Consider the following 25,807-nt stretch of genomic DNA (forward strand, 5'->3'; position numbering starts at 1 on the left):
CGCAAAACATCATTTTAAAGCCTCTTCAGCTTAAGAGAAGGGGCTTTCTGTTTCTGTTTATTTTATTCCTCCTGTAAATACCAAAAGGTCACTTTTTATACTTCAATACCTCCGAACGCCCCTTTTTAAAAATCTTATTGCTAGCGTGTTTGCCTTTACGTAAACGCTTTTGTTCTTCAAAAGGCAAAGCATGTACCTCCTTACAGTCAGTAGAGCAACAGTTGTCCATGGCGGTGGCACATTCGTCGCATTGGATAAAGAGCAAATGACAAGCCTCGTTGGCACAGTTTACATGGGTGTCGCAGGGCTTACCACATTGGTGACAATTAGCAATCACATCTTCGGAAATACGCTCTCCCCTACGGTGATCAAACACAAAGTTCTTGCCCAAAAATTTGTTCTCCAGGCCTTCCGCTTTTACTTGGCGGGTGTACTCAATAATTCCACCCTCTAGTTGATACACATTCTTAAACCCTTTGTGCTTATAATAGGCGCTGGCTTTTTCACATCGGATGCCACCCGTGCAGTACATCACCAATTTTTTGTCTTCTTTGTGTTCCTTTAGGTCGTTTTCAATAATGTCCAAAGAATCCCTAAAAGTATCCACATCGGGAGTAACGGCATTTTTAAAGTGGCCTATCTCACTTTCGTAGTGGTTGCGCATATCCACAAGAACCGTGTCTGGGTCCTCAATTAGCTCGTTGAATTTTTCAGCCCCCACATGCACACCCTTGTCGGTAACGTCAAAAGTGTTGTCGTTCAATCCGTCCGCCACAATTTTGTGTCGTACTTTGACCTTAAGTTTTAAGAAAGATTTGTTGTCTTGTTCCACGGCAATATTCAAACGAACATTTTCCAAAAACGAAATACTGTCCAAATGGGCCTTAAAAGCCCCAAAGTTATCTGCGGGAACTGAAAGCTGCGCGTTGACGCCTTCTTTGGCCACGTAAATCCGGCCCAGAACGTCCATTTCGTTCCAAGCAATGAATAAGTGGTTTCTTAAAATCTGTGGATTTCCAATGTGTGCGTATGCATAGAAAGAGATGGTCAACCGATCCTTGCCGGCTTCCTCGATTAATTTTTCTCTTTCCTTAGCACTTAATGTATTGTACAGTTGCATGCTATACCAATAGTTTAAGTTAAGAATAGATTGTCCTAAAAGTGCGGCAAAGTTATAAAATCCTATGGGCTAAAAAAGAAAAAGGGCTTCTTAAAAAAGAAACCCCTCCCAACCGATTAATCCTTTTTCATAGCGCAAAATTTCCCTTTTGCCCAAAGGCAACGAACCCAAGCTAGGGCCCGCTATGATAATACGAGTTAGTACACAGTAGATACAGTTGTTCAAAAAGGTTGCGTGACCCTATTGTTGCGTGCGAAAAGAAATGGTATTTTTAGCCTTCCTAATTTAAAGAAAGATATGAGCAGCGAGAAAGATGCAAAATTAAAGGCCTTAAAATTAACCCTTGACAAATTGGATAAAACCTACGGAAAGGGTGCGGTAATGAAGCTGGGTGACAGTGTTGTTGAAGATGTGGAAGTAATCCCTTCGGGATCCTTGGGACTTGATATTGCATTGGGTGTTTCAGGATACCCACGAGGGAGGGTCATAGAAATATATGGTCCCGAATCGTCCGGTAAAACCACCCTAACCTTGCATGCCATTGCCGAAGCCCAAAAAAATGGGGGTATTGCCGCATTTATTGATGCAGAGCACGCTTTTGATAGATTTTACGCCCAGAAACTGGGAGTGGATATAGATAATCTGATCATTTCCCAACCCGATCACGGGGAGCAAGCATTGGAAATTGCCGATAACCTTATTCGTTCTGGGGCTATAGACATCGTAATTGTGGATTCTGTTGCCGCATTGACCCCGAAAAGTGAGATTGAAGGGGAAATGGGGGATTCCAAAATGGGATTACATGCACGTTTGATGTCCCAGGCTTTACGAAAATTGACTTCGACCATAAGCAAGACCAATTGTACCGTGATTTTTATTAACCAACTTCGGGAAAAAATCGGGGTCATGTTTGGTAATCCAGAAACGACCACTGGGGGGAATGCCCTTAAATTTTATGCCTCGGTACGTTTGGATATCCGAAGGTCTACCCAGATCAAGGACACGGATGGTACTGTACAAGGAAACAAGACCCGTGTAAAAGTGGTGAAAAACAAGGTGGCTCCGCCATTTAAAACTGCAGAGTTCGATATTATGTATGGGGAAGGGATTTCCAAAATTGGTGAGATACTGGATTTGGGAGTTGCCTATGAAATTGTGAAGAAAAGCGGTTCATGGTTCAGTTATGGTGACACCAAATTGGGTCAGGGAAGGGACGCCGTAAAGGCCTTGTTACAGGACAATCCGGAACTTTCCGAAGAACTTGAGGCCAAAATCAAGGAGGCGATTACCTTGGTAAGCGCCTAACCTCTCCCTCGTTAAGGTTGCAAAACTTACGCAACCCTTGAGATTGCTGCTCATCTAGGAATAAAAAAGGAATTTTTTATGATGAAAAAGGCAATAATGCTGATCATGCTGTTTGGAACGGTGTTACTGTTCAATGCCTGTAATTTGGACGATGGACAAAACTTTCGTTTTACTACCTTGTCCATTGTGGATGCCCAAGTCCCAGAATTCTTTGAGCTGAATCAAAGGTACAGTATAGAGGTCACCTATATCAGACCTGATGCTTGTACTTTTTTTGAAGGGTTCGATGTAGCTAGGACTGCCCAGACCGATCGCGATGTGGTCGTTATTGGGTCAGTACTTACGGACGATACGGCATGTGCACAGTTAGCGGAGGAAGTCAAGGCATCCTTCGATTTTAACGTGTTGTATTCAGGAGAGTACCATTTCAGGTTTTACACTGGGCAAGATGAAGAGGACAACTCAGAGTTTTTGGAATTTATAATTCCGGTAATGGACTAATTAACGAACAAAAGACATCCATAATCCAAAATTAACCAACATTTGGATATAGAAGAGCTGATACATAATTGCAAAAAAGGCAAAAGACAGGCGCAAGCCGAATTGTACCGGAAATATTCCGGTATTCTTTTCGGAATGTGTTTGAAGTATTCCAGAAACAAGACGGAGGCCGAGGACAATTTGCATGACAGCTTTATGACCATTTTCAATAAGATAGACCAATACAAGTTCAATGGGTCTTTTGAAGGTTGGATGAAAAGAATCACTGTGAACACAGTGCTTCAGAAATATAGAAAAGAACAGTATTTGGATGTGGTCTCGGAAAATGTTGGGGAAGATTTGGATGTGGATACCGAGCGAACTGACATTAGTTTGTCCACCTTGTTGGGACACATACAAGAATTACCCAATAAGTATAGGTTGACATTTAACCTGTACGTGTTGGACGGCTATAGCCATAAAGAGATAAGTGAGATGTTGGGAACATCCACGGGAACCTCAAAATCAAACTTGGCTAGGGCCAAAATGATTTTGCGGGAAAAGATAGATAAGGAAAACATAAACATTGCTTAGATGGGGAAAAAGAATTTAGAGCAAATGTTCAAAGAAAGACTGGGGGATTATCAAGAACTTCCAGATGACAAAGTATGGAAGGCTATCGAGGCTTCTTTGGACAAAAAGAAACAAAAGAAAAGGGTAGTGCCCTTATGGTGGCGACTTGGGGGAGTTGCGGCCGTGTTTGCAATCCTATTGTATGTGATCAACCCATTGGGTGGAACAGATGGGGAAGAACAGATTACCGTCACGGAAATTGAAAACCCGGAATCATCTGGGGAAAAAAAGGCTGATGACGATGTCTTGAAATCGACCGACCCCCTGGATCAGGAGAACGCGGTAGCTGATCAAGATGACAACAGGTCCGAATCCATGAACGATGCCGTTGCCGATGTTGAGGAAGGCAGTGGAACCAAGGTGATTGGGAACCAAAGTCAGTTGACCCAAGAACAGTTGGCCGTCTCCGATGCTGAACAGCAAACCAAGAATACATCCCTTGACAAACAAGGAGATGGAATTAAGAATGACGATCTAAGGAACGTTTCCACTGCTATTGCCGAAAATGGAAATAACCAGGAATCCGAATTGGAAAAACAGCATCAAAAGGATGCTTTGCAAAACCCAGAAGGATTGGAAACTAGTACAGAAAGGGATGCCATTGCTGAAAATGTTTCTGATAAAGCTATTCCGAAGCAAGAAAACGCACTAGAACAAACAACAGAAGAAACGGTTGTTGCGCAGACAAATACAGAGAATCCAGAAGAAGGCAAGCAATCCATTTATGATGCGATTGCCGAACATGAGGATGAAGTTGTTGCACAAGGGATTGCCAATAAGTGGTCAATCGGGCCTTCGGTGGCTCCCGTATATTTTAGTGCTTCCGGGGAAGGTTCCCCTGTACATTCCAGTTTTGCCTCCAACTCCAAATCCGGTAATGTGGACTTGAGTTATGGACTTACGGTTGCTTATGAGGTCACTAAGAAATTAAAAGTGCGGACTGGGGTGCATCGGGTAAATTTTGGATATGATACCAACGATGTGGTCTTTACCTCCTCTTTTGATGGATCCATAAACCTAATTGACAATATTGACTATAGCCAGCAGTCCCAAAACATAGTTCTGGAAAGTAGGGACAAGGGTGCCCTAAGTCTAGATAAGGAAGAGGTTGCTTCAGCGGCAGATGCGATTTTGGATGGAAAAATGATTCAGAATTTGGGTTATCTAGAAATCCCATTGGAACTGAACTATAGTCTGATCGATAAAAAATTGGGAGTTGATCTTATTGGTGGAATCAGTTCTTTGTTCTTGGTAGACAATTCGGTTTTGCTTGAATCCGAAGGATTGGTTACCGAGGTTGGGGAAGCCAATAATGCAAACTCCATGAACTTTAGTACCAATATTGGGCTTGGATTCAATTATGAATTCTCTCCCAAAGTACAATTGAACCTAGAACCGGTGTTCAAATACCAATTGAATACTTTTTCAGATACTTCTGGCTCTTTTAGGCCCTTTTCGGTTGGAGTGTATAGTGGATTTAGGTTGAAATTCTAAGAGTACAACGGACTCGTGGCGTAAAGAGTCCAAAAACGTTGGTTAGGAAGGTTGCCCCTTTAGGCAATCATCAAACACCCCGCAACTTTGTGGGGTGTTTTCATGTAATGCCATTTCTTGGTGATACAGTTGAAATTGGTTGTCCGTGATTTCCTCTTCGAATCGAAGTAAAACCTCCACTTTGCAAAAAATCATTAATTTGAACTCCTTACAAAGTCCCTTTCTTTTGAAAACTGACCATTTTGAAGACATCCTAATTTATTTTTCCGAATCCCTTTTAGGAAAGGAAAACGAGGACGAAATCCTTTGGGACCTAGCCAAGAACTGTATCGCAAAATTGGGATTTGTGGATTGTGTGGTCTATCTCATTTTGGAAGACCGGGAACTTCTGGTTCAAAAGGCAGCCTATGGACCCAAAAACCCCAAAGACCATAAACTGTACAATCCGGTGGAAATTGTGTTGGGGCATGGCATAACGGGCTCGGTGGCTGTGTCCGGCAAGGCTGAAATTATTCCCGACACCTCAAAAGATCCAAGATACATTGTGGATGACGATAACAGGCTCTCCGAAATTTGCGTGCCCATTTCCCACGAAGACGTTATTTATGGGGTCATCGATTGTGAGCATCCGGAGAAGGAATTTTTTACCAATCACCACCTTAAAATGTTGTCCGCCATTGCCTCGATATGTGCCATAAAAATCAAAAGTGTTCGTGCGCAAAGGGCGCTGAGGGAAAAACAAGAAAAGCTACTGCAGATCAAGGAGGAAATGATAGAACTTCGGTTAAAGGCGTTGAACTCCCAGCTCAATCCGCATTTTGTGTTCAACTCGTTGAATGCCATTCAATATTATGTAACCTCCGAAGACAAAAAATCCACTTTGGAATATTTGTCCACCTTTAGTAAACTGATCCGGTTTAACCTTAAGTATTTAGGGGCGGAGGTGGTAGAGCTAAAGGAGGAATTAAAAATGTTGGGGTGGTACCTGAAGCTTCAAAAATTGCGTTACGACCAATTTGACTATACCCTTAACATTGAGGACCCCGTTGGTAAATGGGATGCACTTATTCCCACGGCCTTAAGCCAGTCCTTATTGGAAAATATTATAGAGAACACCATGCCGCAAGCTCCAAAGGGGCACTTGCTGGTCAACTTTAAAGTCTCCAAGACCACAGTAATCTTGGAAACCCATTGTAGCCAATGGGGAACAAATGCGCTAGCAGATCCAAAGCCACAGTACGAGGAACAGAACGCCCAACTCTTGGATCAAATTCGGTTGCTCAATGCCAACAAGGGTTATGGGATTGACAAAGAAGTGTATCTAGATTCCGAATCCAGCGCCAGAATAACTATGCTGACCCTTCCCAATCTTTTTTCGATGGACGCCTGAATCTGCTTAGGGTCACATCACGCTGTCATCCAGAGCGGAGTCAAAAGAGCTGTCCGGATGTACTCTTAAGTTCTCGACTCCGCCCGAACTGACCTTTAATTTTATCCGCCCATCACGGAAGGATCATAGAAAAATTGGGCCTTGGTGATTTTGCCATTTTCCACTTGGTACATGCAAAACTCTTCCATGTTTATACGCCCACCTTGTTTAAAGGTAACATCGCTGGTCATGGGTACCACAAAGTGATTGCCCACTACCATGGGATCACCCACTGTTCCTCCGTGTGATTCTTCAATATTGCTGGCCCATTGGGCAAAACCTTGGAGAATGTTGTCCAATCCCTCGGTTCGCTCATTCGGGACTCCGGGCATTTCCACGCTTACGGCATCTTGGGCATATAGCCCATAAGCCTCGTCATACTTGCCTTCCCTACAAAGGCTTACCAACTTGTCTGCTACTTCTTGTGTTGTCATTTTGTTTCTGTTTTATGATTAATAAATAAACTTGTGATCAATCGAACGCCTCGCTCAAAAAGTCGTTCAGAGGTTTGATGGCTTCAAAATGGGATAGGATTTCGTCTTTCAATTTGGGACTGCCATAAAAAGGTTCCAATGGAATTTCGGCCATGGCAAAAAATTGCTTGTTGTAAATCAAGTCTGTTTGATCTGCAACCGATAGTAGACTTTTATCCAAACGCTTGGATTTTTCCCCTTTCAATTTGCCAAAACTTTGTACAAAGGGTGTTGTACCCACTATTTCATTAAGTCTTTTGGGCTGGTCTGCAATATGTGCCCTAAGCGTATTGAGTTCAGGAGGTCTTAGCATAAAAAGTCCTCCTCCCACATGAATATTTTCAGTGTCAATGCCTAAGTAGTATCCGGGCAAAATAGACTTTTTGCCATTTGGTGAAAAACCGGCTTTCAGCATAAGGTTATAAGGCGATTTGTCCTTGGAGAACCGCACATCCCTATTGATTCGGAACAGTGCTTTTTTGGGGTCAGGTAAAATTCGGTGGTCCCATTCCGTCAAAACGGGAATCAAAGTTTCCAACAATTCCACAAAGGGAATTTTAACATCGGCTTCGTACCGTTTCTTATTGGCGTGAAACCATGCTTTGTTGTTGTTCTTCGTCAATTCCTGGAAGAAGGATGCGTAGGCCTTTGTGATCATGTCAATTGTTCTTATTGAATCTCATTTTGGGAAATGGGCACTGGCATTTTTTCGCATAGCGGATACAGCACATGAGTAAATTCACGGCAGTAAGTGCTCTTTTTGTGCAAACTTTCGGCTTGCTCATTTTCAAAAGCCATTACATGGGTAAAGCATGTGGGGTCATCAACTTGTTGATACGATTTATAAAATAAGGTGCCAGGCTCATTTTTCCTGATTTCCGAAATAAAACGACCAACAATTTCCTTTACCGTATCCACAGCTTCAGGTTTTACTTGGTAAGGCACAAAAACATGGATCATGGTTTAGACAGTTTTTATTTTTTCCAAAGCGATACCTGTCAATTCCTCCCATTTTTCGTGGTTATCAAAACCAACTTCGTACCAACCGTTCAAGGGGCCTTTGTTCTTAAAGGGGTTGAATTCTGCCCATTCAACCTTTAGCTGTTCTAAAGGATATGACCTTCCAAGTTTGAAGACCATTTTATCTTGCTTCGAAAAGAAAGCAAACACCTTCCTTTTATAATGAATGGCCGGGGAGTGCATCATTTTACCTTCGGTAACATCGGCTTCTTCCAAGCAAAATTTATTCCGGATTCCTAAAAATGTTTCGAACTCCATATCCCAAAGCTACAAAAGAGGAAAACGCAGGGATAAGGGCAAATATGACACTTTTAAGGGTTGATTGTGACAAGTATTCCGATTACATTTATGGTTCAAATACAGCAAGTTATGAAACACGTAAGCATTTTGGTGCCCAAGGGCAATGCCATCCTTAGCAATATTGTTGGCCCCTTTAAAGTGTTGATGGCCGCCAATCAGTTCCTTAAAAAAGCAGGGATTCGCGAAGACGACTTTTTTGATATCCATTTGGTGGGATTGGAAAAGGATTATACCCTATACGACGGCCTGTTCAGCATACATTGCGATAGCACCATAGCAGACATCAAAAAAACCGACTTGATCATGATACCGGCCATTAGACCGGACAAATTGGAGGAAGACCTGGACCAAAACAACGAATTTATCCCATGGATCTTAAACCAAAGAAAGATACATGGTGCAGAAGTGGCCAGTATGTGCATGGGGGCTTTCCTATTGGCGCAAACGGGATTGGTGGACGGCAAGCAATGCTCCACGCACTGGGCCGGTATGGAAATGTTCCGGAAAATGTTCCCCAAGGTCAATTTGGTGTCCAATAAGATTGTGACCGACGAAGATGGCATCTACACGAGCGGAGGAGCTTTTTCCTTTTTGAACCTCATGTTGCATTTGGTGGAAAAATATTGCGGGCGACCTACGGCAATCTATCTTTCCAAATTCTTTGAGATTGATATGGACCGGGTGGACCAAAACCAGTTTGCCATTTTCCAAGGACAGAAAGACCACGAGGATGATGCCATTAAAGAGGCCCAAAAATTTATTGAGAGCAATGTTAAAAACAGAATTTCGGTAGAGGCGTTGGCCCGAAAATATGCCATAAGCAGCCGGAATTTTGTACGAAGATTTAAGAAGGCTACGCAAAATACACCTTTGGAATACATTCAACGCGTAAAGATTGAGGCGGCAAAACGCAGCCTGGAATCCACACAACAAAATGTAAACGAGGTGATGTACCAAGTGGGTTATGCAGACCAAAAAGCATTTCGTACCGTCTTTAAAAAATATGTGGGATTGTCCCCTGTTGCCTATAAATCAAAATACAATCGTGGGCAGGCCACATTTGAGCGGCCTTCGGCCTGGTAAAGGTCACTTTTGAAGGCCTAAATTGTGTGCACGAAAAAATTATTGCATTTTACCGATGAGCCTTATAATAATCTGGCCGATTTTCAGTTAAGGTTAGACACGATTATCGATAATTTTGAAGCTTCAACACCTATTTTTTAGTGCAATTGTTTTTAGTGGGTTGCTGTTTACGTCTTGTTCCACCAAAAAGGACAAGTTCATGAACCGTAACTGGCATGCGCTGAACACCAAATACAATACACTTTACAATGGCAACATTGCCTTCGAACAAGGAAGGCAAGAATTGCACGCCAATTACAGGGACGACTATTGGGAAATTTTGCCAGTGGAACGTTTGGAGGTGACCGATGAGGTAAAACTGGATTCCGAAAACAACAATCCCAATTTTGTGATTGCCGAGGAAAAGGCCACTAAGGCCATCCAAAAGCACAGCATGGACATCAAGGATGAGGAGCGAAATCCCCAAACGGATGAAGCTTTTCTACTGTTGGGCAAGGCCCGATATTTTGATCAGCGATACATTCCGGCCCTGGAGTCCTTCAATTACATCCTTAGAAAATATGCTGAAAGTGACAAGCTGAACGAGGCTACGATTTGGAGGGAAAAGACCAACATGCGATTGGATAATCCTGAGTTGGCAATCAATAATTTGCAACGCCTTTTTCGGTTCGAAAGTTTGAAAGATCAAGAGTATGGAGATGCCAATGCGGTGCTGGCCCAGTGCTATATCAACCTTAAGGCTCCTGATACTGCCATCCAAAAATTGAAGATTGCCCAGGCATACACCAAAAAAAATGCAGAGGGGGGAAGATATTTATTCATTATTGGGCAGCTGTACAACCAATTGGGATTTAAGGATAGTGCCAATTATGCTTTTGACAAGGTCATTGCCCTAAACCGAAAATCGCCCAGGGTCTACATGATCAATGCCCATCTCAAGAAAATTCAGAACACGGAAATCACCGACTCAAACCGGGAAGACATGCTTGAATATCTTACTGAGTTGGAGGAGAACAGGGAGAACAGGCCATTTCTGGATAAAATATTTCGTCAAATTGCCGAGTATCACATGGCAAACCAATCGGACAGTTTAGGCCTGGTGTACTACAACAAATCGTTAAGGGCCAACACAGGGGAGCGAAAACTAAATGCACTGAACTATCGAAATCTTGCAGATTATTATTTTGACCAGGACGCCTACAAAACCGCCGGTGCTTATTATGATAGTACCCTGACCAACCTAATTGTTAACACCAAGGAGCATAGACGCATCCAAAAGAAATTGGACAACTTGGAAGATGTTATCAAGTACGAAGATGTTGTACAATATGCAGATAGCGTGATCACGCTTTATGAAATGCCCGAAGCGGAGCGCAAAGCCTACTTTGAGGAGCTTATCGCAGAACTGAAACGCAAGGATGAGGAAGCGGCCCAAAAGGAATTGGAGCGAACCAATGCCGGTTTCGCCACTTTTGCTGAATCCAAGGGGGGAAAAGAGAACAAAGGGAAGTTTTACTTTTACAACATAACCAGCTTGGGGTATGGAAAAAACGATTTTAGAACACGTTGGGGAGACCGTCCATTAGAAGATGATTGGCGATGGAGCAATAAAAGTCGCAGTTTACCATCAGAAGCTTTAGGACAGAATGTCCTTGCCGACGGCCAAGCTGAAGCCCCAGTTACAGATGAGCAAAAATATTCCCTGGATTTTTATTTGAATCAAATTCCTTCGGATGTAAAGGTCATTGACAGTCTTCGATCAGAGCGAAATTTTGCCAACTATCAGTTGGGGTTGATCTACAAAGAGAAATTCAAGGAAAACTTATTGGCTGCAGGAAAATTGGAAAGGGTATTGGCATTAAATCCTGAAGAGCGGTTGATCTTGCCCTCGAAATATAACCTGTACAAGATTTACGAGGAGACCGGGAGTTCTTTGGCAGACGGAATGAAACAGGATATTATTGTAAACCATCCCGACACACGATATGCGGAAATCCTATTGAACCCCCAAGCCGTTTTGGCGGGCAATACCGATAGCCCGGATGCCCGATATTCTGCTTTGTACAAATTGTATCAAGAGCAGGAATACCTAAGGGTGATTACCCAGAGCCAAGAGTTCATCAACAAGTTTACGGGCGACCCCATTGTTCCCAAGTTTGAAATGTTGAAGGCCAACGCCATTGGGCGTTTGCAGGGTTTTGAGTCGTTCAAGGAGGCCCTGAATTATGTTGCCCTTACCTATCCCAACAATCCAGAGGGGAAAAAGGCGGAAGACATGGTGGCCAATCAATTACCCAAATTGGAGGCCAAGGAATTCTCCCCGGAGACCGGCGCTTCAGGAACTGGAAATTGGAAGGTGGTCTTCCCGTTCAAAATAAAGGACAACCAAAAGGCGTTAGAACTTAAGAAGCGATTGGAGGAGTCCATCAAAGATTTGAACTACAAAAACCTGGTGTCAAAGGACATTTATAATTTGGAAGATCAATTTGTGGTCGTGCACGGATTTAAATCCAAAGATTTTGCCCTGGGCTATGCCGAGCTATTAAAAAAGAATAGGGACTACCGCATTCGAGATGAGAATTTTGTAGTTTTGTCCAACAACTACAAAATCATACAAGTACATAAAAATTTAGAAGCGTACAAAGCGCAAATTTTAACCCCAAAACCATAGAAAACGATGTTTTCAGACAACAAAAAACCTAAAACTATGAACGAGTTTGGAGGACAACCCAACAGAATTGAGAAGAACACCAAAATAAAGGGTGATATTACTTCCGAGGCCGATTTTAGAATCGATGGTAAACTCGAAGGTAACGTGAAGACCTCCGGAAAGGTTGTAATTGGAAAGGACGGCTATATTAAAGGCAAGGTGGAATGTGTAAATGCAGATATTGAAGGCAAGTTTAATGGCGAGCTTTTGGTGAACGACCTATTGTCCCTTAAATCCTCTGCAACCATTGAAGGTACTGTTCAGGTTTCGAAACTGGCCGTGGAGCCTGGCGCCACATTCAATGCCGCTTGCACCATGGGCAAGGGAGCCGCCGCACCTGCCGCAGCTTCTACGCACAAACTGCAGTCCACTAAAGCAAATGAACCAGCAAAAGTCTCCTAAGAAAAAGCGGCCATTAAGTAATTACGCTAAATTTTCCGGCATTGCCATCCAGATGGTTGCCATAATTATTGGGGGAACGTATTTAGGGGTTTTTTTAGATGAAAAATATCCCAACAAGCACTCTATTTATACTGTTATTTGTTCTTTATTTGCGGTTATAATTTCTATATACTTTGTAGTTAAGCAAATTATAAAGATGTCTAATCGCTGATACCCATGGATGAATCTTTTAAAAAGCGCCAAGTGCTTTTTATAATACAGTTGCTTGCTGGAACCATAATTCTTTACCTGCTCCACAACTATTTATTGAATGCATTGCTTCCTGAAAAGGAATATGTAATCCCGTTGTGGAATGTTTATATGTTTCATGGAATATCGGTGTTGATCGTCTATTCCATCATTAATTTTCGATTTTCAAACGGAAAGACCCAAGTCTTTAATGCTTTCATTTTGTTGATGGTTTTAAAGATGGTTTTGGTCGTTGTATTTCTGCTTCCGTTGATCCTGTCCAATGCTCCGGACAAAATTGGGGACGCCACCAATTTTTTCATCCCATATTTCATCTTTTTAGCATTTGAGGTTTACAGCATTAACCAGTTTTTAGCTCCTTGATAATCCGTGTTATTATTGTTTGTCAGTTAATATAATGTAATGTACATTTGCACCGAATTTTTGAGAGCGGTGTTTTCTAAACTGACCAACGAATGCGAATAGGTACATTAAGTGCAGTTTTTTTAGGGCTTTTATTGGTATTTCCACTAGCAGGTTTTGCCAAGGACGAAGAAGCGGAAAAATCAGATAAAAAATTTGACCCCAATGCGATGATCATGCATCACGTAAAGGATGCACACGAATTTCATATCATTGACATTAATGACAAGCCGGTTTCAATACCCCTACCTATAATCCTTTGGACCGATAACGGCCTTACCACCTTCATGTCCAGTGAGTTCCATCATGATGACAACGGTGAAGTTATCGTGGAGAAGAACGGCGGGAAGTTTGTAAAGTTTCACGAGAAAATTTATCAGTTAAACGAAGGGTCCACTACTGTAGAATTTGACGAAAAGCACCACCCTGTCAATGCATCCAAGCCATTGGACATATCGGTCACCAGAAACGTATTTATGATGTGGGTTTCCGTATTGGTGTTAATCTTGATTTTTACCACAGCGGCAAGGGTATATAGAAGATCTGAGGACAATGTGCCAACCGGCATTGCTGGCTTTGTTGAGCCCTTGGTTGTTTTTGTTAGGGATGAGATTGCAAAACCAATGATCGGGGAGCACAAATACAAAAGGTACATGCCTTATTTGTTGACCATTTTCTTTTTCATTTGGATCAACAACATTTTTGGTCTTATACCGATTTTGAATGGTGCCAACCTTAGTGGTAATATCGCGTTTACCTGCACCTTGGCAGTTTTCACTTTTCTGATCACAACATTTAGCGGCAACAAAAATTACTGGAAACACATTTTCTGGATGCCCGGGGTGCCCGTGCCAATGAAAATATTTTTGATGCCGATAGAATTGATAGGGATTTTTACAAAGCCAATTTCCCTAATGATTCGTTTGTTCGCCAACATTACGGCCGGGCACATTATCATTCTGGCTTTAATGTCGTTGATATTCATTTTTGAAACTGTGGCTGTTGCCCCAATCTCTGTATTGTTCTCATTGTTCATAACAGTAATTGAGATTGTGGTTACCGCTATTCAAGCATATATATTTACAATATTGTCTGCCCTCTATTTTGGAATGGCGACGGAAGAAGAACATCATTAATTTAAATTTTGTAGTATGACTATTTATGGAATCGCAGCTATTGGTGCTGGTTTAGCAGCTATCGGAGCAGGCGTAGGTATTGGTAACATCGGAGGTAGAGCTATGGAAGCCATGGCTCGTCAGCCAGAAATGCACGGAAAGATTCAATCTTCTGCGCTTATTCTTGCTGCTTTCGTTGAAGCTGTAGCGTTATTCGGTGTGGTTGTTGCTCTTTTGCAAGCAGCTCCTGCAGCCTAGTAATAAGAAGATACAGGAGTAACGGTTGGTTGCTTCTGTATCTACCTTAAAGTATATAGATAGTACAGAGTTTGAAATTGTTAAAATACTAGGAAATGGATTTAGTAAACCCAGGTTTTGGATTGGTCTTTTGGACAGCAATTACATTTTTGATCCTTTTGGGGATTTTAAGAAAGTTTGCTTGGAAGCCAATTTTAGGAGCAGTAAGCGAAAGAGAAGAGTCTATTAAAACTGCTTTGCAATCTGCTGAGGATGCCAAGAAAGAGATGCAAAACCTTCAGGCAGATAACGAGCGAATTTTGAAAGAAGCTAGAGCAGAAAGGGACGCCATGTTGAAGGAAGCTCGTGAGTTGAAAGAAGGAATTATTTCAGAGGCAAAAGAGCAAGCTAAATCTGAAGGCGATAAAATGATCAAGCAGGCTCAGGCCACGATCGAAAGCGAAAAGAAAGCTGCAGTAGCAGATATCAAGGCACAAGTGGCCAACCTTTCCATCGATATTGCCGAGAAAGTGATCAAAGAAGAACTGTCCGATAAGAAGAAGCAGGAAAAGCTTGTTCAGGACATGTTGGGTGACATAGAATTAAATTAGTTTATTCGGTTATATAGTTGTTGAGGAAACTTAATATACCATTGACCAAGAACCAATAACGACAAAATGAACGAAAGCAGGGCAGCCGTACGTTACGCAAAAGCAACCTTGGACTTCGCTATCGAAAAGAAAGCGGCAGATGCCGTTGAAAAAGATATGCGAAGCATTACTGCTACCATAAATGATAATGCCGAGCTCCAAAACCTATTGGGTAGCCCGGTAATAAAAGGGGAAGCAAAGCAGGAAGCACTGAGCAAGATTTTCAAGGGGTCTAACCAGATAACTTTGGGCTTGATCAAGACCTTGACAGGTAATAAGAGGATTGGTCTTTTGCAGGAAGTGGCCTTTAAATACATCATCTTGCACGAGCAGTTGAAGGGTGAGGATGTGGCCTATGTTACCACTGCGGTTCCATTAACGGCAGCTTTGGAAAAAGAGGTGCTGGCCCAGGTGAATAAAATCACAGGAAACAAAGTCACTATAGAAAACAAGGTAGATGAAAGCATCTTGGGTGGATTTGTGTTGCGCATCGGGGATTTGCAATATGATGCAAGTGTTTCCAACAAATTGAACAGTTTAAAAAGAGAATTTACAAATAGTCTTTAGTCCCTCGCATAGCTACGGACTATAATCGATTAACAAAATAGAAATAAAAATAAGGCGTATAGCCATCTAAAGTCTATCGTCTAAAGTCTAATATCTAGTCAAAATGGCAGGAGTAAAAGCCGCTGAAGTATCAGCAATTTTGAAGGAACAATTATCAGGATTCGAGGCATCCGCTTCCTTAAACGAAGTAGGTACCGTTTTACAAGTAGGTGACGGTATTGCCCGTGTCTACGGACTATCCAATGCTCAATATGGAGAGCTGGTGGAGTTCGATGGCGGAATGCAGGGAATCGTATTGAACCTGGAAGAGGACAACGTAGGTGTGGTATTGTTGGGTCCATCCAAAGAAATTTTGGAAGGCGCTACCGTTAAAAGGACACAGCGTATCGCATCGATCAACGTAGGTGAAGGAATTGTTGGTCGTGTTGTGGATACCTTGGGTACCCCAATCGATGGTAAAGGACCTATCGCTGGAGACACTTACGAAATGCCATTGGAACGTAAAGCCCCTGGGGTTATTTACCGTCAGCCGGTAAACGAGCCATTGCAAACAGGAGTTAAGGCTATCGATGCCATGATTCCGATCGGTAGAGGACAGCGTGAGTTGGTGATCGGTGACCGTCAAACAGGTAAGACCACAGTTTGTATCGATACCATCTTGAACCAAAAAGAATTTTACGATGCCGGTGAGCCTGTTTATTGTATCTACGTTGCTGTAGGTCAAAAGGCTTCTACCGTAGCTGCCATTGCCAAGACCTTGGAAGACAAAGGAGCTTTGGCTTATACAACTATCGTAGCAGCTAACGCATCTGACCCTGCCCCAATGCAGGTATATGCACCATTTGCCGGTGCTGCGATTGGAGAGTACTTCCGTGATACAGGACGCCCTGCATTGATTATCTATGATGATTTGTCAAAGCAAGCCGTTGCCTATCGTGAGGTTTCCCTTCTTTTGAGAAGACCTCCAGGACGTGAAGCATATCCTGGTGACGTTTTCTACTTACACTCAAGATTGTTGGAGCGTGCTGCAAAAGTAATTGCGGATGACGATATCGCGAAGAACATGAACGACTTGCCAGACGCACTTAGACCAATGGTAAAAGGAGGAGGTTCCTTGACCGCCCTTCCAATTATCGAAACTCAGGCAGGTGACGTATCAGCATATATCCCAACCAACGTGATCTCCATTACGGATGGTCAGATTTTCTTGGAGCAGGATTTGTTCAACCAAGGCGTTAGACCAGCGATTAACGTGGGTATCTCTGTATCCCGTGTGGGTGGTTCAGCTCAGGTGAAGTCCATGAGAAAAGTAGCAGGTACCTTGAAACTTGACCAAGCACAGTTTCGTGAATTGGAAGCTTTTGCCAAGTTTGGTTCCGATTTGGATGCTGCAACCTTGAACGTAATTGAAAAGGGTCGAAGAAACGTTGAGATTTTGAAACAGGCGCAAAATGACCCATTTACCGTAGAGGATCAAATTGCTATCATTTTTGCAGGTTCTAAAAACTTGTTGAAAGATGTTCCGGTTGAAAAAATCAAAGAATTTGAAACAGACTTCATTGAGTTTTTGAATGCCAAGCACAGAGGGGTGTTGGATACGCTTAAGGCCGGTAAATTAACAGATGAGGTTACCGATACGCTAACTACTGTTTGTAAAGACTTGACAGGGAAGTATAGTGCGTAGATTTTAGTGTTGGGAAGTGGGATATGAGAAATCTCATTACTTAATACGCAATACTCAATTCTAAATAAGAATGGCAAACTTAAAGGAAATACGGAATAGGATAGCATCGGTCTCATCGACCATGCAGATTACCAGTGCCATGAAAATGGTTTCTGCGGCCAAGTTGAAAAAGGCCCAGGATGCTATTACTGCAATGCGACCCTATGCCAATAAGCTAACCGAGTTGTTGCAAAGTTTGAGCGCTAGCCTGGATGGCGATGCGGGGAGTAAATTTGCAGATAATCGCCCAGTTAACAAGGTGTTGGTTGTTGCAATTACGTCCAATAGGGGTCTTTGTGGGGCCTTCAATTCCAACATCATCAAACAGACCAACACGCTTATCAATGAAACTTATGCTGGAAAGCAAGTTGATGTAATCGCCATTGGCAAAAAAGGAAATGATATCCTAGGTAAAGCTGGGAATGTGATAGCAAATCACAGTCAAGTTTTTGATGACCTTACGTTCGATAACGTTGCTGCCATTGCCCAAGATTTGATGAACCACTTCACGGAAGGGGATTATGATATGATAGAGTTGGTTTATAATAAGTTCAAGAATGCGGCCACCCAGATTGTATTGACCGAACAATTCTTGCCACTTGTTCCTATGGAAGGAGATAATACTTCCACCGCGGATTACATTTTTGAGCCTTCAAAGCCAGAGATTGTAGAGCAATTGATTCCAAAATCTTTGAAAACGCAATTGTATAAAGCAGTACGTGATTCATTTGCCAGTGAACATGGTGCACGTATGACTGCCATGCACAAGGCAACCGATAATGCGACGGAGCTTAGGGATCAACTGAAATTGACATATAACAAGGCGAGACAAGCTGCAATTACCAACGAAATTCTTGAAATCGTTGGTGGTGCGGAAGCACTCAACAATTAGGCGGAACAAGGTGTGGCCAAATGCTTAAAAGCGCTGAGGCCTTGAATAACTAGGCTTAAGAAATACTTATAATAAAAAGGCCGTTTCATTGAAGCGGCCTTTTTTGTTTTACTATATCGGGCAATTAATGTGATTTTGCCATTCTGGATTCGTGCAAATCAATATAATGCTGGTTGAGTTCATCTGAATCTTTGTATTGAATGCGTAGCTCATCCAACTTTTTCTTCAACTCGGTCACCACTTCGGAATAGGCCGGATCAGTATAAACATTGTTCATTTCCTGTGGGTCTTTTTTACGATCATAGAGTTCCCACTCGTCCACATCGTAATAGAAATGCGCCAGTTTATAATCTGTGGTAACAATCCCATAATGTCGCATCACCTGGTGTTCTGCTGGATATTCATAGTAATGGTAGTAGACTGCATCCCTCGTCCATTCCTCTTCATTTGAAGTCAAAAGAGGCATCAAACTCTCCCCTTGCATATCATCCGGAATCTCGATTTGCGCAGCCTCCAAAAAGGTTTGTGCAAAGTCCAAGTTTTGAACCATTTCCTCATTGGTGATTCCCGGCTTTATTTTGTTTGGCCAACGAATCAATAAGGGAGTTTTAAAGGATTCATCATAAATAAATCGCTTATCAAACCAACCGTGTTCTCCCAGATAAAATCCTTGGTCTGAAGTATAAACCACCAAAGTATTTTCCGATAGCTCATTTTCATCCAAATAGTCCAGGACACGTCCCACATTATCATCCACAGAAGAAATGCAGGCCAAGTAATCTTGCATATAACGTTGGTATTTCCAAATCATCTTCTCTTCATCGGTCATGTTGGGCCAGTTCTCTTCAAAATCCTTGCTTATCGCATCCAAAAATGGCTGCAATTGGGCTTTTTGCTCATCAGTTGCGCGATTGTATTGATTGTTGAAGGCATTGACCAAATCTGGCACTTCTGGGGTAATTTTACCCATTTTTGCAATAGTCTCGGGCCAGACTTTGGTGTCATAGGAATACTTCATATGGGTCAACAGGTTCATTTCCGCTGTTTTTGCAGCAGAACCCCTATTACTGTAATCATCAAAAAGCGTTTCGGGAATCGGAAACTCCTTCCCATAGAATTCCTTGAATTTTTCTGGAGTTGGCCACCAAGGTCTATGGGGAGCTTTATGCAAATACATCAGCATAAAAGGCTTATTGGGGTCTCGTTTTTTCTCCAACCAGTTAAGGGTAATGTCGGTTGTGATATCCGTGGCATACCCTGTTATGGTGGTATCCCCATTTTGGGTAATAAAATCGGGGTTAATATATTGACCCTGACCTGGAAGAATCATAAAGTCATCCACCCCTTTGGGGTTATTTCCAAAGTGGAGCTTACCAAACATGGCGGTTTGATAGCCTGCTTTTTGAAACAATTGTGGAAAGGTCACTTGAGTGGTGTCGAAAGGCATCAGGTTGTCCACTTTACCATTGATGTGGGTATGCTTGCCAGTTAAAATCGTGGCTCTGGATGGAGCGCATATCGAGTTGGTAACACAGGCATTTGTAAATACAATTCCTTCCTTGCCTATTCGGTCAATATTGGGCGTTTGGATCAGATGATCGCTATAGGCACTAATCGCCTGATAGGCATGATCATCCGACATGATAAAGAGGATGTTCGGTTTAGCTTGGTTTTCTTTCGAAATTTCTTTTTTCTTATCACCACAAGAGTAGAAGAATAAGCTTGAAAAGACAAGGGATAGTAGCTTTGAATATAGTTTCATGGAGTTGAGTTGTTTTAACAATCCAAAAAGGTACAAATTGTTCCGTTAAACCAATAACCAAAACGATTTACGTAACTTGTACGCGCCTAAGAAATGATATTATAACAAGGCGTTTCTCTTGAACCCACTTAAACGGCTTTTTAAACAGACTTTTATCTATGGCCTGGCCACCGTTTTGCCCAGGGTGCTCTCCTTCTTCCTGCTGCCACTATACACCTCTATTTTTGAAGATGCCGCTGGCTATGGGCAATACACCAACATATATGCCTGGATAGCCATCTTTAATGTGTTTTTGGCCTATGGCATGGAAACCGCGTTTTTCCGGTTTTTTCACAAAACAGAGGAAAAGCAAAATGTGATTTCCACCTCCCTCATTTCTTTGATGGTCTCTTCTTTGCTGTTTTTGTTGGGGGCGTTGCTAGTGCGTGAAAACCTGGCTAATATCACGAACATCAATGTGGATTACATTAAGTATACCACCTACATTTTGGTCTTGGATGCGCTTGTCATCATTCCGTTTGCCTTGCTTAGGGCCAATGAGAAACCCATGAAATACGCGGTGCTAAAAACCGTAAATGTGGCCATTAATTTTGGATTTAATATTTTCTTCCTGTTGATCCTGCCAGGCTTGGCCGAGAAGAATCCCGAGGGGCTTTTCGGGAGTATGTATCAAGAAGGGCAGGAGATCAAATATATCTTCGTATCCAATATTATTGCCAGTGGGGTTACCCTGCTACTTTTACTGCCCACCTATTTCAAAACCAAATACAGTTTCAATTTCAGCCTTTGGAAAGAGATGCTTAAATATGCCGGTCCAGTGATGGTGGCTGGCGTTGCTTTTACGATCAATGAAGTTTTTGACAAGATACTTTTGACGGAACTTTTACCCCCAGATATTGCGGAGATTGAAGTGGGCAAGTACGCCGCCTGTTATAAATTGGCCTTGTTTATGACTCTTTTTGGAACGGCCTTTAGAATGGGGGTCGAGCCCTTTTTCTTTAGCCATGCCAATTCCGAAAAACCGCAGAAGACCTATGCGCAGATCACCAATTATTTTGTGATTCTGGGGAGTGTTATTTTACTTACTGTGGTGGTTTTTGTGAACCCCTTGGGGAAACTTTTTCTAAGCAACGAAATTTACTGGGAAGCCTTGGACATTATCCCGATTATTTTATTGGGCAGTTTCTGTCTTGGGATTTACCACAACCTTTCCGTTTGGTACAAGATTACCGACCAGACCAAGTTTGGCGCTTATATTTCATCTATTGGGGCGCTCATTACACTTATCATCAATTTGGCGTTCATAGAAAAAATTGGATACATGGCCTCGGCCTTGGCCACCTTGGCCGCTTATGGAAGCATGATGTTGCTTTCGTTCTATTTTGGAAGAAAGTATTATCCTGTTCCGTACAACATGAGAAAAATTGTTTTTTATCTATCTGTTTCCCTGATATTTTCTGCCTTGTCGTTTTATGCTTTTAACCGAAATTTAATAGCAGGAGGCCTGTTACTTTTGTTATTTTTGACGTTAGTTTATAAAATGGAGGGAGATAAACTAAAGACCATATTTCTAAAGCGTGAAAGTTAAGATAATCAATACATCAGAACATGCATTGCCCCACTATGAGACCATGGCCTCTGCCGGAATGGATCTCAGGGCAAATCTGGGCGAACCCGTAACCTTGCAGCCCCTGGAAAGGGCCATTATCCCAACAGGATTGTTCCTAGAACTCCCAATTGGGTATGAGGCCCAAGTGCGCCCTAGGAGCGGTCTTGCGGCCAAAAAGGGCATTACTGTCCTGAATGCACCTGGAACAGTAGATGCTGACTATCGAGGAGAGGTCGGGGTTATTCTGGTCAATTTATCCAAGGATGATTTCGTTATAGAAAATGGAGAGCGGATTGCCCAAATGGTCATTGCCAAACACGAACGTGTGGATTGGAAACAAGTTGAAACCTTATCCACTACGGAAAGAGGTGCCGGCGGATTTGGGAGTACTGGAAAAAAATAGGATATGAAACTTAGGTTGTTCTTACTTCTTAATTTCTTCCTTGTTTTAGGAATGACGGCCCAAACCGATGAGGTTGAACAAGTGGCGGGCGAAGCTTGTCCTTGCATAGCTGAAATAGAGACCACCATAAAGGAAACAAAGAAGTTCAAACAAATTGAGGAGTGTATCTCTTCATCAATCCTTGCCATCCAATTAAAAAGTTCTTTTCTGGGAACCTTGGAAAAAACTGCGGATACCCTTAATTCCCTTCCTAAAAGTGACCGGCCAGACTCGTTATTGGTGGAAGGGGGCGACATTACCATAGAAGCCGACAAAAACTACGATGAGATCGAGGAGTATTTGCTCAGAAATTGCGACGCCATGAAATTGTTGATGAGCTCTCGGGATTTGAAAAGTGAAAATTCGGTTTCAAACAGGAAAAGGGCCCAAGTGCTGTATGACAAAGGACAGGTTTTTTTCCAAAAAGGAAAGTTTAAAGATGCCATTCGAGAGTATAAAAAAGCCCTTAAAGTAGATGACAAGTTTGCATTTGCTTGGGACATGTTGGGCTATAGCCACAGAAAACTCGGAGAATATGACGAAGCGATCAAATACTATCGAAAATCCCTTGAGGTGGACCCCAAGGGTAAAATGCCGCTTATCAATATAGCCTATGCCCAGGAGTTCAAGAAAGACTATAATGCAGCCATAGAAGCCATGGACCACTATATTGGGGTTTACCCCGACGAAGCGGAAGGGTATTATGGACGGGGAAGATTATTTCATCTTCAAAAAGACTATAACAGGGGTCTTGACGATATGTTCCGGGCCTACCTGATGTACAAATCTGAGGGGTCGCCCTACGCCCAAGATGCCGAACATAGCATTGGGCTCTTTTATAATGATATGAAGGAAGAAGGCAAGCTGGAGCTATTCAACGAAATTGCCAAAAAACACAATATTGAAATTAACGACTAAATGAAAATTATTGTACCTATGGCGGGAAGAGGGTCCCGCTTACGACCACATACCCTAACCGTTCCAAAACCTTTAATCCCGGTTGCTGGAAAACCGATTGTACACCGATTGGTCGCTGATATTGCCAAAGTGTTGGGCGAGCAGATAGAGGAGGTGGCCTTTATTTTGGGAGACCCTGCTTTTTTTGGCGACGACGTGGTCAACAGTTTAATGCAGCTGGCCGAAGAGCTCGGGGCAAAGGGTTCTATTTATAGACAGGATGAACCCTTGGGAACTGGGCATGCCATTATGAGTGCGAAAGAATCCTTGAGTGGTCCGGCCGTGATCGCTTATGCGGATACTTTGATCAGGGCCGATTTTCATTTGGACAAATCTGCCGACAGTGTTATTTGGGTGAAACAAGTAGATCATCCAGAGGCATTTGGGGTAGTGAATTTGAACGCCCAAAATGAAATTGTGGAACTCGTGGAAAAACCAAAGGAGTTTGTTTCCGATTTGGCGGTCATCGGCATCTATTATTTTAAGGATGTTGGTGTGCTCAAACAAGAACTTCAGTACGTATTGGATAATGATATTGTACATGGAGGCGAGTACCAAATCAATGATGGAATCAAACGAATGATGGAAAAAGGCATGAAGTTTGTGCCCGGAAAAGTGGATGAATGGATGGACTGCGGCAACAAGAATGTGACTGTGGAGACCAACCAGCGCATGTTGGGCTTTTTGGAAAATGATGGCGAAAGCTTGATTTCCAATTCGGTTCAGCAGGAAAATGCGAATATCATTGAGCCCTGTTTTATCGGGGAGAATGTAGTGATTAAGAATGCAACCATAGGACCTTATGTTTCGGTGGGTGCGGATACGGTTGTTGAGAATTCAACCATAAAAAACAGCTTGATCCAAAGCAATAGTAAAATTACCAACGCCAACCTCGACAATGCCATGATCGGGAACAATGTGGTTTTTGATGGTAACTTTGAGACCATAAGCATTGGTGACTATTCGGTTTTGGTTTAGCGCTAAAGGATATTTGCCTTCTAGTGAAGGTTTTTTGGAGAAGAAAAAATGAAAAGGCTAACGGTATTATGGATTATTACCGCCTTGTTGTTACTAGCAGGGTATCCATGTTATGCCCAAGATGAAGAGGAAAGTGCAGAGCTTTTTCTGGAGGAATACACGGACGAATTCCAGGAACATTTTTTTGAGGCCCTAAAACAGAAGAGCATCCAAAACTACGATAGGGCCATAAACCTATTGCTTAGCTGTAAGCAATTGGACCCACAAAGCGATGTGGTAGATTATCAGCTTGCCAAGACCTACTTTTTGGACAAGCAATATATCCAAGCGCAGGAGTATGCCATAGAAGCCTTACATGCTAGGCCAAGTGATTTTTGGTACTTGGAGAGCTTGGTCAATATTATGGAGCAACAGGGCCGCCCAATGGAAACGATTAAGGCCCGTGTCCCCTTGGATAAAGTTGAATTGAAGGAAAATTTGGCATTGATCTATTTCAAGAAAACAAAATACAACAAAGCACTTCAAATATTGGAGTCCATGGGGGATTCCCAATTTGCGACTGAACTTGGATTAAAAATTCGGGATTCGCTGCAACAAAACAAAGCCAAATCCACAATTTCAAACCAACCCAAACAATCCCCGAAGGAAGACGACCCGGTGGCGCAATATAGATCAAGGATGGAGGGGTTTTTGGAGAAATTGGATTATAATGCCTTGGAAAAAATGTCAGAAGAAGCTTTGGAAGCTTACCCCCTTCAAGCATATTTTCATTATGCCTATGGTGCGGCGCTCAATGGAAAATCCGAAACAGCCCGGGCCATCGAGGTGTTAGAAGGAGCTAGGGATTATTTGTTCGATGACAATGTGTTGGCCAACAAGATCTATAGGGAATTGGCCAAGGCGTATACCACAATTGGAAATCCGACCAAAGCAACAGAATATCTTAATAAAGTAAAACCTGGCTTGTAATGATTTTAGTTTTTGATACAATGAAGAAGCTTACCACAATCCCGTTGCTTGCTTTGCTGCTACTTACCGGGTGTAAGTCGACGAGGTCAATTTCGGGCGGGGAAGTTGATTCCCGCTTGTCGGTCAGGCGAATTATTGACAACCATTATGCCAACCAACTAGACTTTACCACCATACGAGGGCGAGTTAAGGTGGATTACGAAAATGGGAAAGCTTCTCAAGGGTTTACGGTAAACATTAGAATGCAAAAGGATAGTGTCATTTGGTTGAGCAGCTCCCCGATAGCTTTTGTCAAGGCCATGATTACTCCAAGTAAAGTTTCCTTTTACAACAAACTGCAAAACGAATATTTTGACGGGGATTTTAGCTACTTAAGCGATCTACTGGGGACCGAACTTGATTTTGAAAAGGTCCAAAACCTACTCTTGGGGTCTGCGGTTTTGGATTTGAGGGATGAAAAATACACCTCCACAATAAATGCAGGCAATTATCAGTTAAAACCTAAGAAAGCCAGGGAATTGTTCAAGATTCTGTTTCAGTTGGAGCCTGGGAATTTTAAGATTCACTCCCAAGAAATATCCCAGCCTGAAGAAAACAGATGGCTGACAGCCAAATATACCTATCAAGATATTTCAGGAAAGGTATTGCCGAACGAAATTCAAATTGTGGCTTTGGAAAAGGACGAGAACACAACAATCGACCTAAATTTTAGAAATTTGGAATTGAACAGACCCCTGAATTTTCCCTATAAAATACCAAAGGGGTTTGATGAAATCATATTAAAGTAATATGTTCAATAAGCGTAC

General features: G+C 42.4%; 29 protein-coding genes. 22 read left to right on the forward strand and 7 right to left on the reverse strand.

Annotation, left to right across the window (positions count from 1 at the left end; translation table 11 throughout):
• Positions 1-88: 88 nt before the first annotated feature.
• Complete coding sequence (gene trhO / locus M3P07_RS09385; protein ID WP_249969651.1) at positions 89-1,120, reverse strand: oxygen-dependent tRNA uridine(34) hydroxylase TrhO; 1,032 nt, start codon at positions 1,118-1,120, stop codon at positions 89-91.
• A gap of 297 nt (positions 1,121-1,417) precedes the next feature.
• On the opposite strand from trhO, the gene recA reads away from it, so the two are divergent.
• The 4 genes from recA (at position 1,418) to M3P07_RS09405 (ending at position 5,032) form a co-directional block, all read left to right on the forward strand.
• Entirely contained in the window at positions 1,418-2,425 is a 1,008-nt protein-coding gene (gene recA / locus M3P07_RS09390; protein WP_249969652.1) for a recombinase RecA, read from the forward strand.
• 78 nt (positions 2,426-2,503) lie between these two features.
• Complete coding sequence (locus M3P07_RS09395) at positions 2,504-2,926, forward strand: hypothetical protein (RefSeq protein WP_249969653.1); 423 nt, start codon at positions 2,504-2,506, stop codon at positions 2,924-2,926.
• A 42-nt stretch (positions 2,927-2,968) separates the two neighbouring features.
• The gene (locus M3P07_RS09400; RefSeq protein ID WP_249969654.1) at positions 2,969-3,499 is read left to right on the forward strand and encodes an RNA polymerase sigma factor; all 531 of its coding nucleotides are present in this window, start codon (positions 2,969-2,971) and stop codon (positions 3,497-3,499) included.
• Positions 3,500-5,032: an outer membrane beta-barrel protein gene (locus M3P07_RS09405; protein ID WP_249969655.1), complete on the forward strand. Its 1,533-nt coding sequence runs from the start codon at positions 3,500-3,502 to the stop codon at positions 5,030-5,032. It begins immediately after the preceding gene.
• Positions 5,033-5,074: 42 nt separating this feature from the next.
• On the opposite strand, the gene M3P07_RS09410 is transcribed toward M3P07_RS09405, so the two are convergent.
• Complete coding sequence (locus M3P07_RS09410; RefSeq protein ID WP_249969656.1) at positions 5,075-5,227, reverse strand: hypothetical protein; 153 nt, start codon at positions 5,225-5,227, stop codon at positions 5,075-5,077.
• A 31-nt stretch (positions 5,228-5,258) separates the two neighbouring features.
• On the opposite strand from M3P07_RS09410, the gene M3P07_RS09415 reads away from it, so the two are divergent.
• Positions 5,259-6,422, forward strand: coding sequence for a histidine kinase (locus M3P07_RS09415; RefSeq protein WP_249969657.1), 1,164 nt, complete (start codon positions 5,259-5,261; stop codon positions 6,420-6,422).
• A 101-nt stretch (positions 6,423-6,523) separates the two neighbouring features.
• On the opposite strand, the gene M3P07_RS09420 is transcribed toward M3P07_RS09415, so the two are convergent.
• Genes M3P07_RS09420 through M3P07_RS09435 form a run of 4 tightly spaced genes read right to left on the reverse strand, consistent with a single transcriptional unit; the run spans position 6,524 to position 8,212 of the window.
• Positions 6,524-6,895 carry a nuclear transport factor 2 family protein gene (locus M3P07_RS09420; protein WP_249969658.1) on the reverse strand — a complete coding sequence of 124 codons (372 nt, stop codon included), beginning with the start codon at positions 6,893-6,895 and terminating at the stop codon, positions 6,524-6,526.
• A 37-nt stretch (positions 6,896-6,932) separates the two neighbouring features.
• A complete protein-coding gene (locus tag M3P07_RS09425) occupies positions 6,933-7,592 on the reverse strand; it encodes a DUF2461 domain-containing protein (protein ID WP_249969659.1) in 660 nt (219 codons plus the stop codon).
• Positions 7,593-7,603: 11 nt separating this feature from the next.
• Positions 7,604-7,894, reverse strand: coding sequence for a putative quinol monooxygenase (locus tag M3P07_RS09430; RefSeq protein WP_249969660.1), 291 nt, complete (start codon positions 7,892-7,894; stop codon positions 7,604-7,606).
• Positions 7,895-7,897: 3 nt separating this feature from the next.
• Positions 7,898-8,212, reverse strand: a complete 315-nt coding sequence (locus tag M3P07_RS09435) for a hypothetical protein (protein ID WP_249969661.1) — start codon at positions 8,210-8,212, stop codon at positions 7,898-7,900.
• A gap of 111 nt (positions 8,213-8,323) precedes the next feature.
• Here M3P07_RS09435 and M3P07_RS09440 point away from each other — a divergent pair, with 111 nt between their 5' ends.
• The 11 genes from M3P07_RS09440 (at position 8,324) to atpG (ending at position 18,284) form a co-directional block, all read left to right on the forward strand.
• Positions 8,324-9,337, forward strand: a complete 1,014-nt coding sequence (locus M3P07_RS09440; protein WP_249969662.1) for a GlxA family transcriptional regulator — start codon at positions 8,324-8,326, stop codon at positions 9,335-9,337.
• Between the two features lie 115 nt (positions 9,338-9,452).
• Entirely contained in the window at positions 9,453-12,008 is a 2,556-nt protein-coding gene (porW, locus tag M3P07_RS09445) for a type IX secretion system periplasmic lipoprotein PorW/SprE (RefSeq protein WP_470299689.1), read from the forward strand.
• A gap of 6 nt (positions 12,009-12,014) precedes the next feature.
• Positions 12,015-12,449: a bactofilin family protein gene (locus M3P07_RS09450; RefSeq protein WP_249969664.1), complete on the forward strand. Its 435-nt coding sequence runs from the start codon at positions 12,015-12,017 to the stop codon at positions 12,447-12,449.
• Positions 12,427-12,660, forward strand: a complete 234-nt coding sequence (locus tag M3P07_RS09455) for an AtpZ/AtpI family protein (RefSeq protein ID WP_284042142.1) — start codon at positions 12,427-12,429, stop codon at positions 12,658-12,660. Before M3P07_RS09450 ends, M3P07_RS09455 begins: the two co-directional genes overlap by 23 nt.
• Before the next feature lie 5 nt (positions 12,661-12,665).
• Complete coding sequence (locus M3P07_RS09460) at positions 12,666-13,061, forward strand: hypothetical protein (RefSeq protein ID WP_249969665.1); 396 nt, start codon at positions 12,666-12,668, stop codon at positions 13,059-13,061.
• 92 nt (positions 13,062-13,153) lie between these two features.
• Positions 13,154-14,236 (forward strand): F0F1 ATP synthase subunit A, encoded by a 1,083-nt coding sequence (gene atpB / locus M3P07_RS09465; protein WP_249969666.1) that lies wholly within the window; start codon positions 13,154-13,156, stop codon positions 14,234-14,236.
• Positions 14,237-14,251: 15 nt separating this feature from the next.
• Entirely contained in the window at positions 14,252-14,473 is a 222-nt protein-coding gene (atpE, locus tag M3P07_RS09470; protein WP_054559962.1) for an ATP synthase F0 subunit C, read from the forward strand.
• Positions 14,474-14,568: 95 nt separating this feature from the next.
• Positions 14,569-15,063: a F0F1 ATP synthase subunit B gene (locus M3P07_RS09475; RefSeq protein WP_249969667.1), complete on the forward strand. Its 495-nt coding sequence runs from the start codon at positions 14,569-14,571 to the stop codon at positions 15,061-15,063.
• A 66-nt stretch (positions 15,064-15,129) separates the two neighbouring features.
• A complete protein-coding gene (gene atpH / locus M3P07_RS09480; protein WP_249969668.1) occupies positions 15,130-15,669 on the forward strand; it encodes an ATP synthase F1 subunit delta in 540 nt (179 codons plus the stop codon).
• Between the two features lie 103 nt (positions 15,670-15,772).
• Positions 15,773-17,353: a F0F1 ATP synthase subunit alpha gene (gene atpA / locus M3P07_RS09485; RefSeq protein WP_249969669.1), complete on the forward strand. Its 1,581-nt coding sequence runs from the start codon at positions 15,773-15,775 to the stop codon at positions 17,351-17,353.
• A gap of 70 nt (positions 17,354-17,423) precedes the next feature.
• Positions 17,424-18,284, forward strand: a complete 861-nt coding sequence (gene atpG / locus M3P07_RS09490; RefSeq protein ID WP_249969670.1) for an ATP synthase F1 subunit gamma — start codon at positions 17,424-17,426, stop codon at positions 18,282-18,284.
• A gap of 124 nt (positions 18,285-18,408) precedes the next feature.
• Here atpG and M3P07_RS09495 read toward each other — a convergent pair whose 3' ends face one another.
• A complete protein-coding gene (locus tag M3P07_RS09495; protein ID WP_249969671.1) occupies positions 18,409-20,046 on the reverse strand; it encodes a sulfatase family protein in 1,638 nt (545 codons plus the stop codon).
• A gap of 118 nt (positions 20,047-20,164) precedes the next feature.
• On the opposite strand from M3P07_RS09495, the gene M3P07_RS09500 reads away from it, so the two are divergent.
• From M3P07_RS09500 to lolB1, 6 genes are read left to right on the forward strand one after another with little or no spacing between them, the layout of a single operon-like run.
• A complete protein-coding gene (locus M3P07_RS09500) occupies positions 20,165-21,634 on the forward strand; it encodes a lipopolysaccharide biosynthesis protein (RefSeq protein ID WP_249969672.1) in 1,470 nt (489 codons plus the stop codon).
• Complete coding sequence (gene dut / locus M3P07_RS09505) at positions 21,624-22,058, forward strand: dUTP diphosphatase (RefSeq protein WP_249969673.1); 435 nt, start codon at positions 21,624-21,626, stop codon at positions 22,056-22,058. The genes M3P07_RS09500 and dut overlap by 11 nt, the downstream gene beginning before the upstream one ends.
• Positions 22,059-22,061: 3 nt before the next feature.
• Positions 22,062-23,015, forward strand: coding sequence for a tetratricopeptide repeat protein (locus tag M3P07_RS09510; RefSeq protein WP_249969674.1), 954 nt, complete (start codon positions 22,062-22,064; stop codon positions 23,013-23,015).
• On the forward strand, positions 23,016-24,032 hold the full coding sequence (locus tag M3P07_RS09515) for a sugar phosphate nucleotidyltransferase (RefSeq protein WP_249969675.1): 1,017 nt from the start codon (positions 23,016-23,018) through the stop codon (positions 24,030-24,032).
• Between the two features lie 48 nt (positions 24,033-24,080).
• Positions 24,081-25,001 (forward strand): tetratricopeptide repeat protein, encoded by a 921-nt coding sequence (locus tag M3P07_RS09520; RefSeq protein WP_249969676.1) that lies wholly within the window; start codon positions 24,081-24,083, stop codon positions 24,999-25,001.
• Complete coding sequence (lolB1, locus tag M3P07_RS09525) at positions 25,001-25,789, forward strand: lipoprotein insertase outer membrane protein LolB1 (RefSeq protein ID WP_249969677.1); 789 nt, start codon at positions 25,001-25,003, stop codon at positions 25,787-25,789. The genes M3P07_RS09520 and lolB1 overlap by 1 nt, the downstream gene beginning before the upstream one ends.
• Positions 25,790-25,807 lie beyond the last annotated feature (18 nt).

The sequence above is a fragment of the Flagellimonas myxillae genome (assembly GCF_023502235.1).
GTDB classification, from domain to species: Bacteria; Bacteroidota; Bacteroidia; order Flavobacteriales; family Flavobacteriaceae; genus Flagellimonas; species Flagellimonas myxillae.

Excerpts from the sequence above, each read along its gene's own strand:
- M3P07_RS09455 (WP_284042142.1), top strand. The coding sequence starts at position 12,427 with ATGAACCAGCAAAAGTCTCCTAAGAAAAAGCGGCCATTAAGTAATTAC.
- M3P07_RS09510 (WP_249969674.1), top strand. The coding sequence starts at position 22,062 with ATGAAACTTAGGTTGTTCTTACTTCTTAATTTCTTCCTTGTTTTAGGA.
- M3P07_RS09475 (WP_249969667.1), top strand. The coding sequence starts at position 14,569 with ATGGATTTAGTAAACCCAGGTTTTGGATTGGTCTTTTGGACAGCAATT.
- M3P07_RS09515 (WP_249969675.1), top strand. The coding sequence starts at position 23,016 with ATGAAAATTATTGTACCTATGGCGGGAAGAGGGTCCCGCTTACGACCA.
- M3P07_RS09405 (WP_249969655.1), top strand. The coding sequence starts at position 3,500 with ATGGGGAAAAAGAATTTAGAGCAAATGTTCAAAGAAAGACTGGGGGAT.
- M3P07_RS09435 (WP_249969661.1), bottom strand. The coding sequence starts at position 8,212 with ATGGAGTTCGAAACATTTTTAGGAATCCGGAATAAATTTTGCTTGGAA.
- M3P07_RS09440 (WP_249969662.1), top strand. The coding sequence starts at position 8,324 with ATGAAACACGTAAGCATTTTGGTGCCCAAGGGCAATGCCATCCTTAGC.
- M3P07_RS09425 (WP_249969659.1), bottom strand. The coding sequence starts at position 7,592 with ATGATCACAAAGGCCTACGCATCCTTCTTCCAGGAATTGACGAAGAAC.
- M3P07_RS09450 (WP_249969664.1), top strand. The coding sequence starts at position 12,015 with ATGTTTTCAGACAACAAAAAACCTAAAACTATGAACGAGTTTGGAGGA.
- M3P07_RS09460 (WP_249969665.1), top strand. The coding sequence starts at position 12,666 with ATGGATGAATCTTTTAAAAAGCGCCAAGTGCTTTTTATAATACAGTTG.
- lolB1 (WP_249969677.1), top strand. The coding sequence starts at position 25,001 with ATGATTTTAGTTTTTGATACAATGAAGAAGCTTACCACAATCCCGTTG.
- M3P07_RS09495 (WP_249969671.1), bottom strand. The coding sequence starts at position 20,046 with ATGAAACTATATTCAAAGCTACTATCCCTTGTCTTTTCAAGCTTATTC.
- atpB (WP_249969666.1), top strand. The coding sequence starts at position 13,154 with ATGCGAATAGGTACATTAAGTGCAGTTTTTTTAGGGCTTTTATTGGTA.
- M3P07_RS09410 (WP_249969656.1), bottom strand. The coding sequence starts at position 5,227 with ATGATTTTTTGCAAAGTGGAGGTTTTACTTCGATTCGAAGAGGAAATC.
- atpH (WP_249969668.1), top strand. The coding sequence starts at position 15,130 with ATGAACGAAAGCAGGGCAGCCGTACGTTACGCAAAAGCAACCTTGGAC.
- atpG (WP_249969670.1), top strand. The coding sequence starts at position 17,424 with ATGGCAAACTTAAAGGAAATACGGAATAGGATAGCATCGGTCTCATCG.
- M3P07_RS09430 (WP_249969660.1), bottom strand. The coding sequence starts at position 7,894 with ATGATCCATGTTTTTGTGCCTTACCAAGTAAAACCTGAAGCTGTGGAT.
- M3P07_RS09420 (WP_249969658.1), bottom strand. The coding sequence starts at position 6,895 with ATGACAACACAAGAAGTAGCAGACAAGTTGGTAAGCCTTTGTAGGGAA.
- M3P07_RS09520 (WP_249969676.1), top strand. The coding sequence starts at position 24,081 with ATGAAAAGGCTAACGGTATTATGGATTATTACCGCCTTGTTGTTACTA.
- M3P07_RS09395 (WP_249969653.1), top strand. The coding sequence starts at position 2,504 with ATGATGAAAAAGGCAATAATGCTGATCATGCTGTTTGGAACGGTGTTA.
- trhO (WP_249969651.1), bottom strand. The coding sequence starts at position 1,120 with ATGCAACTGTACAATACATTAAGTGCTAAGGAAAGAGAAAAATTAATC.
- atpA (WP_249969669.1), top strand. The coding sequence starts at position 15,773 with ATGGCAGGAGTAAAAGCCGCTGAAGTATCAGCAATTTTGAAGGAACAA.
- recA (WP_249969652.1), top strand. The coding sequence starts at position 1,418 with ATGAGCAGCGAGAAAGATGCAAAATTAAAGGCCTTAAAATTAACCCTT.
- atpE (WP_054559962.1), top strand. The coding sequence starts at position 14,252 with ATGACTATTTATGGAATCGCAGCTATTGGTGCTGGTTTAGCAGCTATC.